Annotated in this window: 14 protein-coding genes; 6 read left to right on the top strand and 8 right to left on the bottom strand. The window is 65.4% G+C overall.

The annotated features are described in order from the left end of the window. The first annotated feature begins 17 nt into the window (after positions 1–17). Together DNK34_RS14100 and DNK34_RS14095 are read left to right on the top strand one after the other, a co-directional pair. Positions 18–788 carry a nuclease-related domain-containing protein gene (locus DNK34_RS14100; protein WP_131175668.1) on the top strand — a complete coding sequence of 257 codons (771 nt, stop codon included), beginning with the start codon at positions 18–20 and terminating at the stop codon, positions 786–788. 352 nt (positions 789–1,140) lie between these two features. Further along, a complete protein-coding gene (locus tag DNK34_RS14095) occupies positions 1,141–1,512 on the top strand; it encodes a hypothetical protein (RefSeq protein ID WP_131175669.1) in 372 nt (123 codons plus the stop codon). Positions 1,513–1,969: 457 nt separating this feature from the next. Here DNK34_RS14095 and DNK34_RS14090 read toward each other — a convergent pair whose 3' ends face one another. Next, a complete protein-coding gene (locus DNK34_RS14090) occupies positions 1,970–2,128 on the bottom strand; it encodes a YqaE/Pmp3 family membrane protein (RefSeq protein ID WP_003450258.1) in 159 nt (52 codons plus the stop codon). Between the two features lie 219 nt (positions 2,129–2,347). On the opposite strand from DNK34_RS14090, the gene DNK34_RS14085 reads away from it, so the two are divergent. After that, positions 2,348–2,908 (top strand): NADPH-dependent FMN reductase, encoded by a 561-nt coding sequence (locus DNK34_RS14085; protein WP_131175670.1) that lies wholly within the window; start codon positions 2,348–2,350, stop codon positions 2,906–2,908. A gap of 103 nt (positions 2,909–3,011) precedes the next feature. On the opposite strand, the gene DNK34_RS14080 is transcribed toward DNK34_RS14085, so the two are convergent. The 4 genes from DNK34_RS14080 to DNK34_RS14065 are packed head-to-tail and all read right to left on the bottom strand — an operon-like array spanning position 3,012 to position 5,843. Beyond that, positions 3,012–3,719: a type 1 glutamine amidotransferase gene (locus tag DNK34_RS14080; RefSeq protein WP_131175671.1), complete on the bottom strand. Its 708-nt coding sequence runs from the start codon at positions 3,717–3,719 to the stop codon at positions 3,012–3,014. Beyond that, positions 3,710–4,915 (bottom strand): aminotransferase class III-fold pyridoxal phosphate-dependent enzyme, encoded by a 1,206-nt coding sequence (locus DNK34_RS14075; protein ID WP_131175672.1) that lies wholly within the window; start codon positions 4,913–4,915, stop codon positions 3,710–3,712. The genes DNK34_RS14080 and DNK34_RS14075 overlap by 10 nt, the downstream gene beginning before the upstream one ends. Further along, positions 4,915–5,148: a hypothetical protein gene (locus DNK34_RS14070; protein ID WP_131175673.1), complete on the bottom strand. Its 234-nt coding sequence runs from the start codon at positions 5,146–5,148 to the stop codon at positions 4,915–4,917. Before DNK34_RS14070 ends, DNK34_RS14075 begins: the two co-directional genes overlap by 1 nt. After that, a complete protein-coding gene (locus tag DNK34_RS14065) occupies positions 5,145–5,843 on the bottom strand; it encodes an MOSC domain-containing protein (protein WP_131175674.1) in 699 nt (232 codons plus the stop codon). The genes DNK34_RS14070 and DNK34_RS14065 overlap by 4 nt, the downstream gene beginning before the upstream one ends. Before the next feature lie 102 nt (positions 5,844–5,945). Here DNK34_RS14065 and DNK34_RS14060 point away from each other — a divergent pair, with 102 nt between their 5' ends. Continuing rightward, positions 5,946–6,884 (top strand): LysR family transcriptional regulator, encoded by a 939-nt coding sequence (locus DNK34_RS14060; RefSeq protein WP_131175675.1) that lies wholly within the window; start codon positions 5,946–5,948, stop codon positions 6,882–6,884. On the opposite strand, the gene DNK34_RS14055 is transcribed toward DNK34_RS14060, so the two are convergent. Beyond that, complete coding sequence (locus tag DNK34_RS14055; RefSeq protein ID WP_242675330.1) at positions 6,878–7,873, bottom strand: isopenicillin N synthase family dioxygenase; 996 nt, start codon at positions 7,871–7,873, stop codon at positions 6,878–6,880. The genes DNK34_RS14060 and DNK34_RS14055 overlap by 7 nt on opposite strands. A gap of 578 nt (positions 7,874–8,451) precedes the next feature. On the opposite strand from DNK34_RS14055, the gene DNK34_RS14050 reads away from it, so the two are divergent. After that, the gene (locus DNK34_RS14050) at positions 8,452–9,495 is read left to right on the top strand and encodes an ABC transporter substrate-binding protein (RefSeq protein ID WP_131175677.1); all 1,044 of its coding nucleotides are present in this window, start codon (positions 8,452–8,454) and stop codon (positions 9,493–9,495) included. Next, positions 9,492–9,998, top strand: coding sequence for a nucleoside deaminase (locus tag DNK34_RS14045; RefSeq protein ID WP_131175678.1), 507 nt, complete (start codon positions 9,492–9,494; stop codon positions 9,996–9,998). Before DNK34_RS14050 ends, DNK34_RS14045 begins: the two co-directional genes overlap by 4 nt. A gap of 515 nt (positions 9,999–10,513) precedes the next feature. Here the strand turns inward: DNK34_RS14045 and DNK34_RS14040 are convergent. Both DNK34_RS14040 and DNK34_RS14035 read right to left on the bottom strand, forming a co-directional pair. Continuing rightward, positions 10,514–12,292 (bottom strand): acyl-CoA dehydrogenase C-terminal domain-containing protein, encoded by a 1,779-nt coding sequence (locus tag DNK34_RS14040; protein ID WP_131175679.1) that lies wholly within the window; start codon positions 12,290–12,292, stop codon positions 10,514–10,516. 119 nt (positions 12,293–12,411) lie between these two features. Continuing rightward, positions 12,412–13,701 carry a GGDEF domain-containing protein gene (locus tag DNK34_RS14035; protein ID WP_131175680.1) on the bottom strand — a complete coding sequence of 430 codons (1,290 nt, stop codon included), beginning with the start codon at positions 13,699–13,701 and terminating at the stop codon, positions 12,412–12,414. Positions 13,702–13,848 lie beyond the last annotated feature (147 nt).

Below are 13,848 nucleotides of genomic sequence, written 5' to 3'. Positions count from 1 at the left end.
TTACCGAAGGTCAGGAAATGGACTTCACACCCATCATCGCGCAGGTCTGGGGCATGCTGGTCTGGCTTATCCCTCTGATGCTGCTGGTCGGCCTGCTCAAGTCACCTTGGGGCAAGGGCCATATCGGCGAACTCCTGGTGCGGCTATTCGCCCATTGGCAGCTGGATAAACAGACCTACCGCCGCCTGCACAATGTCACGCTGAACACGCCGGACGGCACCACGCAGATCGACCACGTATTCCTCTCACCTTACGGCATCTTCGTGCTGGAAACGAAGAACATGAGCGGCTGGATATTCGGCAGCGAGAAGCAGGCGCAGTGGACGCAGAAGCTCTACAAACGCACCTTCAAATTCCAGAACCCACTACGCCAGAACTACAAGCACCTCAAAGCACTGGAAGCCACCCTTGGCGTTAACCCCGAACGCCTGCACTCAGTCATCACCTTTGTCGGCGGCAGTAGCTTCAAAACTGAGGTGCCAGCCAACGTGACCCAGGGCATCGGCTTTATCCGCTATATCAAGTCATTCCAGCAGCCGGTATTCAGCGAGGCTGAAGTCGACGCCATGCTGCAAGCTCTGCAAACCGGCCGCCGCGCGCCGACCCTCGCCACTCACCGCGAGCATGTGCAAAACCTTAAACGCCGTAGCGATCCGACAGCCGAACGGCAGTGCCCGAAATGCGGCAACGCCTTGGTGATTCGTACGATAAAGTCAGGTGCCAAGACAGGGCAGCAATTCTGGGGCTGTTCGACGTTTCCCAAATGCAGAACCATGCAGAGCCTTTGAAAGGCACGGCAATGACACGATCACAGAACTTCCGTGTAGAAAATAAATCTGTTCTTGGCAACGGCACCCCATAATCCTTTGCTCCACGGTTCGAGTCCGTGTGGGCCCACCACCTTCAAAGCCGCGCACTGCGCGGCTTTTTCATGTCCGGTCGAATGCCTGGCCGGGCATCGTCGCGTTCTGCGAAGCAGTTCTCGTGTTTGGCCGGATTCGGGCCCTGGCTAGTACAGCCGTACTATTTCGAAGGCGGTTTGCGCTTCCTACACTCCCTGCCCAGGTGCTCCCCCCAGTGCCCCTTACAAGCCCTTTCCGAACAGCGGGAAGCGTGCAACGAACAGCAAAGGATCCCACGATGAACGCCAAAGGAGTTTTCTCCACGTCTGCCCTTATCACGCTGCTCGCCGCCACTGCGGGCTGCCTGCCGCAGAACACCCAGACCCAGGGCTTGCAGGGCAACGCCACGACGCAACTGGCCGGCGCCAATTCGCCTTGCACGCCCGACGCGACCGCCAGCCTGATTTCCACTGGGCGCAGCCTGCTGGAGATCGGTACCTCGCTGATGCAGACGCGGCAGAACATGAACAACACCGTGAGCACGGCCATGCGCAATGCCGAGGATGCGCAGAAGATCAACCAGGGGCATAGCGTACTCGATAACGTGGAAGCGCTGACCGGCGGCCCGGCGGCTCCGTGCGGCGGTTTGACCGCGTCTTCACCGCAGTGACGGGAAACCGCGCTGGCCGCGTTTTCTTGCGGTACCACCCTCGTGAATCGCTCAGTTGGCGGCTGTCGTCGCCCCGGTCTCCGGCACGCACAGCGGCATGACCGCTGACCATCTTATGCGGCGCGGCTCTGCCGTATGGCAGAAAGCCGCTTGCAGAAGGCAGCTGGACTCTCTGTCCGTACCGCCCATTCGATCCAGCCCGGGCCAGCAAAAGAGCGCTGAAAGCTGGACGAGAAGAGCAACGCCGCATTTCGTCCAGCCTCAAGCCTCCGGCGCTCTTCTCGGCTGTTCCCTCTCAGCCGCCAACATGTTGAAAGGCATGGGGCTGACACCGATAACGCCGAGAAAGCACGTTGCTATGCCTTCCCAGTGTGGCGCCGCGCCCCGTGACGATTCGTCCGGGCAGCGCGGCGCTCTGGCAGTGGCTGCGATGGAACGTCAGCAGCCTGGGGAAGGTTCAGCGTTTGGCAATGATATATACCGCATGCACGATGCCGGGGATGTAACCGAGCAACGTCAGCAGAATGTTCAGCCAGAAGGCGCCGGCGAAACCGACCTGCAGGAAGACACCGAGCGGTGGCAGGAGGATGGCGATCAGAATGCGGATCAGATCCATGACGTTATGTCCTTATAGGGTTGGCCCGACTGGGCGATGCCTGACAATCGACCGCCGCGCGCGCCTCCCGGTTCCAGAAGAATCACGGCGTAGCTGACGCCTTCGACGCCTCTGGCACGCACCTGTGCCTCATTATCGGCACCACGCCGGCGACGGCCAACAGCGTTATAGTGTTCAGGCTTGCATTTCCACAGACGCCCACTTACAGAAGGACTCTCCATGAGCAAGGTCTACAACGTCGCCGTACTGGTCGGCAGCCTGCGCAAAGCCTCGATCAACCGTAAGCTGGCCCTGGCCCTCGCCGACCTGGCGCCCGCTTCGCTGAAACTGCAGGTCGTCGAGATCGGCGAGCTGCCGCTGTACAACGAAGACATCGACGTCGATCCGGCCCCGGCGGCCTACGCCAGCTTCCGCGCACAGCTCAAGACTGCCGACGCGGTGCTGTTCGTCACCCCGGAATACAATCGCTCCATCCCGGCACCGCTGAAGAACGCCGTGGACGTGGGCTCACGCCCCTATGGCCAGAGCGCCTTCAGCGGCAAGCCCGCCGCCGTGCTCAGCGCCTCGCCGGGCGCCATCGGCGGCTTCGGCGCCAACCATCAGTTGCGCCAGGCCCTGGTGTTCCTCGATATGCCGCTGCTGCAACAGCCGGAAGCCTACCTGGGCGGTGCCGGCAGCTTCTTCGACGAGGCCGGCACCCTTGGCGAGGGTATCAAACCCTTCCTGCAGAAGTTCATCGATGCCTACGCCGCCTGGGTGGAGAAGACCGCCAAAGGCTGATTGCCCCAGCGGCAGTCGTCGCGACGGCCCGCAGGGATGGCGGCCAAAAAAAAACGCCCCATGGACAGGGGCGTCGCGAAAACCTCGCAAACGGTAGATCCGCTCAGGTCAGGTGGGCATGACCCCCAGTGAGGTAATCCAGTACCCGGAACAGGGTGCTGTTCGCCGACCCGCAATGAGGAATGCCATCGCGCAATGCGGCGCTGTCCTGCACCGCGCCTGGCCGGGTGAGTTCGTCCGCGCAGTGCTCGAGCAATGCCTCGACGCTGCCCGCCGTGGTTTCCAGGTGGCACTGCAGGGCGATCGCCCGCTCGCGCCAGACGAAGCCCTGGTTGGCGCAGGCGGCTGATCCATAGAGCGGCAGCGCGCCATGGGGAATGTCGAACTGCTCGCCATGCCAGTGCAGCGCCATCAGGCGTTGCGGCAGCATGCGTCCCAGCGGCGAGCGAGCACTGTCGGCATGCTTTTCCAGCGGCCACCAGCCGATTTCCGCCTGGCTGCAGGCCGTCACGGATGCGCCCAGCGCCTCGGCCAGCAGTTGCCCGCCCAGACAGATGCCGAGAATCCGTTTGCCCGCCATCAGGGCCTGGTGGATCAGGCGTTTTTCCGCGGACATCCAGGGCAGCGCGACCTCGTCGTGGACGCTCATCGGACCGCCGAGCACCACCAGCAGGTCGAACTCGTCCAGCCGCGGCAGTGCCTGCTGCAGGTACAGGGCGCACACCTGCGGCTGCACGCCGTAACCGTCGAGCCAGTTGGCGATGGCGGCCGGGCCTTCGAAAGGCACGTGTTGCAGGATGGCTACGCGCATGTCAGTCCCTCCATCGTGCGCCCCTTGACCCGCGACAAGGCACGGGACAGGCGCCTGAGCATCTCGTCGACGTTGCCGTGGCTGACCGTCAGCGCCGGGGAAAAACGCAGGCAGCCGGTTTGCGGGGCATTGATCAGCAAACCTTCTTCCATCGCCAGGCGCGCCACCTCGCTGGCCGCGACGCCGGTCAGCGGCATACCGACCAGCAAACCCTGTCCACGGATAGGCCCATGACCATGCCGGCGCGCCGTGCGCGTCAGCCCGTCATGCAGGTGCGCGGCCACCTCGCGCACATGTTCGAGGAAGCCGGCCTCGAGCACGGTCTTGAGCACCGCCAGGCCCGCCGCCGTCATCAGGGCATTGCCGTGGTAGGTTCCGCCCTGGTCGCCCGGCTCGAAGCAGCAGGCGTTGCCCCGCGCCAGCAGCGCCGCCAGCGGCACGCCACCGCCGAGGCCCTTGCCCAGGGTGATGATGTCGGCACGCACGCCGTACAGCTCCTCGGCCAGCAAGGCGCCACAGCGACCCATGCCGGTCTGCACCTCATCGAGGATCAGCAGCACGCCACGCTCACGGCACAGCCGCTCGGCCCCCTGCAGGTATTCCAGGGTCGCCGGGAAAACGCCGGCCTCGCCCTGCACCGGTTCGAGCATCACGGCGACGGTCTGCGCGTCGATGGTGGCCGCGAGGGTGTCCAGGTCGTTGAACGGCACCTTGCGAAAGCCGGGCATGACCGGCGCGAACATGCCCTCGAAAGCGGGCTTGCCGGAAGCGGCCATGGTCGCCAGGGTACGCCCATGGAAACTGTGGCAGGCCGTGACGATGCCGGAGGCACCATCGCGGTGAACCTGCCCCCACTTGCGCGCCAGCTTGATCGCCCCTTCGTTGGCCTCGGCACCGCTGTTGAGGAAATACACCTGGTCGCTGCCCGTGGCCTGGCACAGGCGCGAGGCCAGGTTGAGCATGCCGCGGTTGTAGAATGCCGGCCCCGGGTTGATCAACTGTTCGGCCTGGCGCTTGAGCGCTTCCACCAGCACCGTGGGACTATGCCCCAGGCTGTTGACCGCCCAGCCCTGGGTGAAATCCAGATAGGCCCGGCCACCGGCGTCCCACAGCCAGGAGCCCTGGCCACGGACGAACACCTGTTCAGGGCGTACCACGGTACTCATCAGGCGCAGGCTGGCAAGGGCATCGCGCATCACCGCTGTACCTCTTCGTGACGGTATTCGATACCCAGCAGGCGCAAGCCCTGAGGCCCCTGCTCGAGGATCCGGCGCATCTCGCGCAAGCGCTCGATGTACAGCTCGAAGCCCTCCTCGACCGGGAAGCGCTGGCGCAATTCGCGGCAGACCTCGACATAGCGCGCACTGCTGACGCTGAGTTCGGCCAGCATCAGCCCCGAGCGCGACAGCACGATCCGATAGTCACTCATGCGCTCATTCCCTCCAGTGGTTGTCCGAGCAGCCGTGCCGACCAATCCTCCACACGCCCGCTGGCCAGGCGTCGCGCAGCCTGGTCACGCCAGCGCGCCGACAACGCCGGGCACTGTTGCAGTTGCTGCAGGCCGGAGCGCTCGAGCGGCTCATGGAAGAAATACACCAGCGCCTGGGCCACGCTGAGGCTCGGATAGCGCCGCTCGACCAGTTCGAAGGCATTTTCCACACTGGCGAAACCCGGTTTCAGCACCCGGTAGAACCAGCCACAGCGGCCACTGTCCTGCACCTCGCGGGGGAAATGCTCCATCCCCCAGCGCCGGCTCAGGCGGTAGCAAGGCGAGCGCGGCTGGCTGACCTGCAGCAGGGTATCGCCCCAGCGAAACACATCGCCGATGCACACCTGCCGTTCATCGAGGCCCAGGCTGGACAGGTTCTCGCCGAAACCCGGCGCCTGCCAGGCGACCTGCGGATAACGCTCGTTCCAGTAGGCGTAGTGCTCGGCCGGATAATGATGCAACGCCCGTTCCGGGCCACCATGGAAACGCAGGTCGCCTTGCTCGTCGCTGCCCAGCCCCTGGGGCCACAGCCAGAGACGGTGGTTGACCCGCTGTTTGTCGATGGCACTGCGCAAGCCGCCACCGATATCTTCGGCTTTACCTATGAAAACGCCTTGAATACTCAGCTTGCCCATTGCCCTCTCCGGCGCTAAGAATAGCTTCAACGGGCTTTAGGTTATGGCCATACAGCGACCACGGCCATTTCGTTTTCCTTGCTTTATTTATAAGTCGAGCTTATGGATTTCAGGCAGCTTCGCTATTTCGTCGCGCTCTACGAAGAAGGCCATGTGGGCCGCGCCGCCGAGCGCCTGAGCATCTCCCAACCGGCCTTGTCGCAGCAGATCCGCCAACTGGAACAGCAGCTCGAGGTCAGCCTCTTCGAGCGCACCGGCAAGCGCCTGCTGCCGACCCTCGGCGCCCATACCCTGTACAACCACGCCCTGCCGCTGCTCGAAGGACTGGAACGCACCCATGAGGCATTGCGCAGCTTCCGCGGCCAGGGGCCACGCAGCCTGACCATCGGCGTACTGCAGACGGTCAACGCCAGCCTGGTACCCCTGCTGCTGGAACGCCTGCATCTGGCCCAACCCCACCTGGTGGTGCGCATCTACGAATTGTCCGGCATCGATATCGAGCGGCGCCTGCTCACCGGCAGCCTGGATATCGGCATCGGCTTCCTGCCGCCGCGCCAGCCCGGCCTGCACAGCCTCGAGCTGTACGAGGACGAACTGCAACTGGTGATCCCGCACACTCATCCGCTACGCGAGTTCAAGAAAGTCTCGCTGGCCCAGGCGGCCGAACTGCCCATGCTGCTGCTGGGCGAGGAGTTCCGTATCCGCCAGATATGGCAGGAGCAGTTGGCCCTGCTTGGCCGTCGCCCCCGGGTACAGGCCGAACTCAACCATATGGGCGGCATTCTCGACAGCCTGATGCACACGCCCCTGGCCACCGTGCTGCCCGGCCGCGCCCGGCAGATGCACGGCAATCAGGCCCTGCTGTGGAAACCCCTGAGCGAACCGCGGGTACCCCTGCATGTCGGCCTGGTGTTCCGCGATGCACAGCGCCAACAGGCCATGCTGGAACTGCTGCGCGCGGTGCTGGAAGACATCGTCCAGCCACCGCGCGGCCCTGTGGGGCCAGGCACCAGCGGCACGCTGCGGGGCGTTCCTCAATAACGGGAGAAGTTGGCGTTCACCCGCTGGTAGAGGTAGTCCTCGGCGCTGATCGCCGGGTACTTGCCGCCCGGCCCTTCGATCATCACCTCGCGGTTGGCCTGGCAGAAGAACGCCAGGCTGTAGCGCGAGCCCTGGTACTCGTCCGGGCGCGGGTTGCGCACGCGGTGGAAGTTGGAGGGCAACTGGTCGTCGCTCCAGCGCATCAGCATATCGCCGATGTTGCAGGTGATGACTTCCTCCGCCGGCTCGATGCTGGTCCACTGCGCACCGTCCATCTCCTTACCCGGACACACCTGCAGGCCGCCCTGCCCCTGGCGCTGGAACAGCAGCGTCAGGCAATCGAAGTCGGTGTGCGCGCCAGCGCGCCACAGGCCGAGCTGCCCCTTGAGTTCGGCCAGGATCGGGTAGTAGTGCAGCAGGCGCAAGGTGCTCTGGTAACCGGCACCGGCCGGATCGTGGGCGCGGGTGAAGAAATCGCTGGCGAAGCCGAGCCGCTCGGCGAAGCAGGACAGCACGCGCATGCCCAGCGTCCAGCACTGCGCCTCGAAGGCCAGCATGGTCGCGCGGAAGCCCGCCAGCTCGGCGTCGCTCGGCCACAGCCCGGCCATGTGCGGGCGGGTGATCTGGTAGGACTCCTTCTGATCCGGCGTGCCGGTGGACGGCCGCACCTGAGCCTTGCTCTCCCAGCCGGCGTTGCAGCCCTTCTTCAGCGGGTACTGTGCCTTGACCGCCTCCGGCAGGGCGAAGAAACGCTCCATGGCGGCGAAGGCCGAGCGCACCTCGGCCAGCTCGATGCCGTGGTTGTAGAGCTGGAAGAAACCGACCTCCACCGAGGCGCGCCACAGCTGCTCGGTGATCTCCGCCTTGCGCCGCTCGAAGTCGGACAGGTCGATGCGGCGGACTTCGCGCGCGTTGTTTTCGCTGCCCATCGCGCCCATGCGCGATTCCTTGTTCAGCTCGGTCAGGCTATAGGGGGATTGCTCGTGCATCGTCATGCTCCTGGATAACCGTGGGTTCACAAGGCACGCGGACGACGGCAGAACATCGACGGTCGGCCGCATTGCCTCTTGAAGGTGGACCGGCATGAACGCTTCCGGGGCGGAACGCAGCCATACCGACTTCAAGAGCAATTACCGACCGACCACGGCGGGGCTGGACAGCTGCCGGGGAGGTTGAACGCTTCTACTCTTGCCGACAGCGAAGCAGGCTTCATGCCAGTCATGCCCGGCCCCGCGAGCGGCGGGCGGCGGCGCCGTGCCAGGCCACCTGGCGGCTCCTCGCCCATGCCTTTCATGCACCAAAAGCGTCAGTCATGAGCCGAATCGGTGCTCGCAACGCCCACTGTCGCGACAGCTCGACCTTGCCCCGCGCGCCAGCGGTATTGCCCGGCGCAGCGCGCCCGGCCGGCGTTCCGAAACAAGAGCAAAGCGCTCTGGCACACATGCTGCTTGGCTCAGCCCAAGAGTAGAAGCGTTCAGCCTGCCGATTCGCGCATGCCCGGAAATTGCTCTTGTCGTCCCGCCGGCCCCGCGCCGCCGGGTTTCAAGAACCTGTCCGGAGCATTCCCATGGATCGCCGTCGCTTTCTCTCCAGCCTCGCCCTGCTGGCCAGCGCCCCCGCCCTCGCCAGCCTTGCCGCACCCGCCCGTGCCCAATCCTCCACTGCGCTGACCCCGCTCAAGTTCTCCCTCGACTTTCGCGTCACCAGCCAGACCTCGCCGTTCTTCCTCGCCCTGAGCCAGGGCTACTACCGCGAGGAAGGCCTGGAGGTGACGGTGGACGTGGGCGCCGGCTCGGTCGCTTCGATCACCCGCGTGGCCACCGGCGCCTACGACATGTCCCTGGGCGATGTCAGCTCGCTGATCGAATTCCACGCCAGGAACCCCGGCAACGCCCCGGTGCAGGCGGTGTACCAGTATTACAACCGCGCGCCCTTCGTCATCATCGGGCGCAAGGACCGCGGCATCACCGACGACTTCGCCAGCCTGGGCGGCAAGCGCGTGGCCGCCGCCGCGGTGGAGTCCACCCGGCGGCTGTGGCCCATGGTGGCCAGCAGCCTGAACGTGCAGACCGAGTTCTTCGAGTGGGTCACCACCGACTTCGCCGTGCGCGACAACGTCATCATCCGCGGCGACGTCGATGCCGCCACCTATTTCCATGACTCGGCGGTGTCGCTGTTCGCCCGCATGCCGGCGGACAGGCTGTCGGTGCTGGAATACGCCAACGCCGGCCTGGACCTCTACGGCAACGCCATCCTCGCCAGCCGCCGGTTGATCGACGAGCGCCCCGAGGCGGTCGCCGCCTTCCTCCGCGCGACCAACCGCGCCCTGCGAGAAACCCTCGCCGACCCGCAACCGGCGCTGGCCGCGGTCATGGCCCGCGAACCCATTCTCGACCGCGCCATCGAACAGCAGCGCTGGGCCATCACCCGCCGCTACGTCGCCGCCGCCGACGCCCGGGAAGACGGCCTGGGCATGGTGCGCGAAGCGTTGGTGCAGCGGCAGATCGACAGCGTTGGCCGTGTCTTCGAGCTGGACACGACGCCCAGCGTCGCCGACCTCTACGACCTGTCGCTGCTGCCGGCGAAAGACCAGCGCCTGGTGAACGCATGAGCCGGCACGACAGCGACGAAGCGGCCCTGAACGAACGCGACGCCGGCTACCTGCGCCGCGCCATCGCCCTGGCCGACCAGGGCCGCCAGCGCGGCAACCGGCCATTCGGCGCAGTCATCGTCGGCGCCGACGACCGGGTGCTGGCCGAAGCCTGGTGCAACACCACGGAAACCGGCGACTGCACCGGCCACGCCGAGACCAGCGCCATACGCCTGGCCTCGCCGCAGTGCAGCCGCGAGGAGCTGGCACAAGCCACGCTGTATTCCTCGGCCGAGCCTTGCGTGATGTGCGCCGGCGCCATCTTCTGGGCCAACCTCGGGCGCGTGGTGTTCGGTATCGACGCCGTGGCCCTGCGCGACTTCCGTGGCGAGCGCCTGGATCAGCGCGATGCCGAACTGTCCTGCCGCGACGTGTTCGACGCCTCGCCCAGCCGGATCGAGTGCATCGGCCCGGCGCTGCGCGAGGAAGCCAGGCAGTCGCACCTGGGGGCCTGGAAAGATTGAGATTCGGGAGCGAGGGCCGCTCACGGCGAGCAAGGGACAGGAGCGCAGCGCCTGAACGAACGAGGCAGCCTGTTCGACATTGCGCAGCGACACGCCCGCAGAGACCGTCTTGATCCTTGGCCTGCAAGCGCCCGTTCGCAGTCAGGGTTCACACGTAGGAGCGCCGCCCCCGGCGCGATGCGAGGGCGGCCATACTGCAAAATCGCGGTATGGCCGCTATTCGCCGCGGGGTCGCGGCTCCTACCCAAACGGGGCAATTCTGCGCGCTTGTTTCGGAGTCCCGTGCAGGGAGGCCCACCGGAAAAAAGAAAACCCCGCCGAGGCGGGGTTTTGCAGACTGAGTCCTGACATCCTTGATCCGCTTGCCATCCTGGCAGCAATCCCACGTATCCCTGATCGTTAGTGCGCTTCCTGCGCGACGTCCTGGAAAGCAAGACTACGCCGCGCCCACAGAGGCCCATAGTGGCAAAAAGCATCACAGCGTGTAAGCAATGGCCTACACGCGGGCGCCCACATCAGAACTGTTCGGCGCTGAGCAGGTAGAGGCTTTCGCTGCCGGCCTTCACCGAGGCGCTCAGGGAGTGGATGCGCGGCAGGATGCGGGCGAAGTAGAAGCGTGCGGTGCCCAGCTTGCTGGCATAGAAATCGTCCTGCCCTTGCTTGTCCAGCGCGGCTCTGGCCATCAGCGCCCACATGTAGGCATAGGCGGTGTAGCCGAACACGTGCAAATACTCCACGGAAGCGGCGCCGATCTCGTTGGGGTTGTCGCGAGCGCGCAGCAGCAGGTCAGCGGTCATCTGTTCCAGGTTGGCGATGGCGGCCTGCAGCGGCTCGACGAACTCGGCCAGCGACGCGTCGGCCGACTCGGTGAAGGCCCGCACCTCTTCGGCGAAATGCTTGTAGAAGGCCCCGCCGCTACCGATCACCTTGCGCCCGACCAGATCCAGGGCCTGGATACCGTTGGTGCCTTCGTAGATCTGGGTGATGCGGCAATCGCGGACCAGCTGCTCCTGGCCCCACTCGCGGACGTAGCCATGCCCGCCGAAGACCTGCTGGCCATGGAGGGTGGTTTCCAGGCCCATGTCGGTGAGGAAGGCCTTGGCCACCGGGGTCAGCAGCGCCACCAGTTCTTCGGCGCGCTTGCGGGCCGCGGGGTCTTCGCTGAACTTGGCGGTATCGAGCTGCACCGCGACATAGCTGGAGAAGGCCCGACCGCCTTCGTTCAGCGCCTTCATGGTCAGCAGCATGCGGCGCACGTCCGGGTGCACGATGATCGGGTCGGCGACCTTGTCCTTGGCCACCGCCCCGGTCGGCGCCCGGCTCTGGATACGCTCGCGCGCGTAGTCGATGGCGCTCTGGTAGGAACGCTCGCCGGTGGACAGCCCCTGGATACCGACGCCCAGGCGCTCGTAGTTCATCATGGTGAACATCGCGGCCAGGCCGCGGTTGGGCGCATCGATGATGTAGCCGGTGGCGCCATCGAAGTTCATCACGCAGGTGCTCGAGGCCTTGATGCCCATCTTGTGTTCGATGGAACCGCAGGACAGCGCGTTGCGCTCGCCCAGGGAACCGTCGGCATTGACCAGGAACTTGGGCACCAGGAACAGCGAGATGCCCTTGGGCCCCGCGGGCGCGTCGGGCAGCTTGGCCAGCACCAGGTGGATGATGTTCTCGGTCAGGTCGTGCTCGCCGCCGGTGATGAAGATCTTCGTGCCGCTGACCTTGTAGCTGCCGTCGGCCTGGGGCTCGGCCCTGGTGCGGATGATGCCCAGGTCGGTACCGGCGTGCGGCTCGGTCAGGCACATGGAGCCCGCCCAGATGCCGGCGTACAGGTTTGGCAGGTACTTGTGCTTCAACTCGTCGCTGGCGTGGGCATTGAGCGACAGGCAGGCGCCTGCGGTGAGCATCGGGTACAGGCCGAACGACAGGTTGGAGGAGTTGACCATCTCCTCGACCTGGGCGGAGATCACCTTGGGCATGCCCATGCCGCCGAAGGCCGGATCGCCGCCGACACCGACCCAGCCACCTTCGGCATAGGTCTTGTAGGCCTCGATGAAACCACTGGGGGTGGTCACCACACCATCCGCCCAGCTGCAGCCCTCTTCGTCACCGCTGCGGTTGAGCGGCGCGACCACCCCGGCGGTGACCTTGCCGGCCTCCTCGAGAATGGCATTGGCGGTCTCTTCATCGACCACCTCGGCCAGAGCCGGCAATTCGGCCCACAGCTTGGAGACCTGGAATACTTCGTGGAGCACGAAGCGCATGTCGCGCAGGGGAGCTTGGTAATCGGCCATGGGAAATCCTCGAGGGCTTGCTTCAGACCCCGAGTCTAACCCAACAACTTTTCAGACACATAGGGTCGCGTCGTGACCGGACAGCCACCAATCGATCACGCCAAGGCTCCGCGCCTCGCTCACTTCCGCTCGACCGGCATTTTCACCGCGCCACGCCGCTGTCCCTGGCTGCGCACACAGTTGCGCCCGGCGCTCTTGGCGGCGTAGAGCGCCTTGTCGGCCGCCTTGATCACCTCGTCCACGTCGCGCAGGGCATCGGTGCGCTGGGCCACGCCGATGCTCACCGTCACCGCGACCTCGGCAGCCGTGGCCCCCGAGCGCCGCTGGCGGCCTTGCTGGTCGTCCCGTGGGCGCTGCTGTCGGTCGCGCAGTTGGATACGGTACTGTTCCACGGCCTGGCGCACCGCCTCCAGGTGGGGCATGCACGCCTCGACCGTCTTGCCGGCGAACACCAGGGTGAACTCCTCGCCGCCATAGCGATAGACGCTGCCGCCGCCACCGACCTTGCGCAGTTGGCTGGCGACCACGCGCAACACCTGGTCGCCGACGTCATGGCCATGGGTATCGTTGAATTTCTTGAAATGATCGACATCGGCCATGGCGATCACGTAACTGCGGCCCAGCCGCTGCAGCCGCTCGTTCAAGGCGCGCCGCCCCGGCAGGCCGGTCAACTCGTCGCGAAAGGCCATCTGGTAGGCCTCGTGCGCCACGCCGACGACGATCATCAGCATGATCAGGCTGGTCATGGCCTGCAGCGCATTGGGCTGGATGAAGGTGTTGGGCAGCATCCACAGCACACCGGCCAACCCCAGCAACTGCGCGGCATGCACCGGCCGCGGCGTGCGCAGGTACTGCACCAGCATCGATACGCCGGCGATCAGAAACAACGGATAGGCCAGTTGTACCAGGCTCATCCACTCGGCATGCAGCGCCGGCCAGCGGATCAGCGACAGCCACTGCTGCAGGGCATCCGGATAACGCCTGGCCAGGGCCAGAGCCACGGCGCAGACGGCCAGCAACACCGCGGCGCGGGCGACCAGGTCCTGGATCAGGTGGGTACGCTCGCGCCACAACGCGTACAGGCTGTAGAGCAGCGGCAGCAGCAGGCTGCACAGGTGGAAGACCAGCGCCGCATCGTCACGCACCCGACCGTGTTCACGGTAATGGTCGAGCTGCACGTCCAGCACGAAATAGCCCAGGTACAGCACCAGCAGCAGGAACAGCTCGCGCTGCCGTCCATACACCAGGCAGAAGGTACCGCCGAGCAGCAGCAACAGGGTGGGCAGCACGTTGAACAGCGAGCTGAAGAACTCGCTCAGACGTGGCAAGGTGGACGCCAGCAGGCCACTGCCGAGCAAAAGCAGGGGCGGCAGGAAATGACTGAAGCGCACGGCGGCAAGGCCCGGCAAGGCAAACTCCGCAAGCGAAGAAAAAGTGAACTGGCATTCTGCCTGTAGCCGCGGATTTGCGCACGGCCCGGGGTGTGACGCATACGCACTATGGGCAAAAAATCGCCGGGAGCGATTTTTGACGTCGCGGGAGGCGGCCCACAGGGT

The sequence above is a fragment of the Phytopseudomonas dryadis genome (genome assembly GCF_004327355.1).
GTDB classification, from domain to species: Bacteria; Pseudomonadota; Gammaproteobacteria; order Pseudomonadales; family Pseudomonadaceae; genus Aquipseudomonas; species Aquipseudomonas dryadis.
This window is presented reverse-complemented; position numbering and strand designations above follow the sequence as displayed.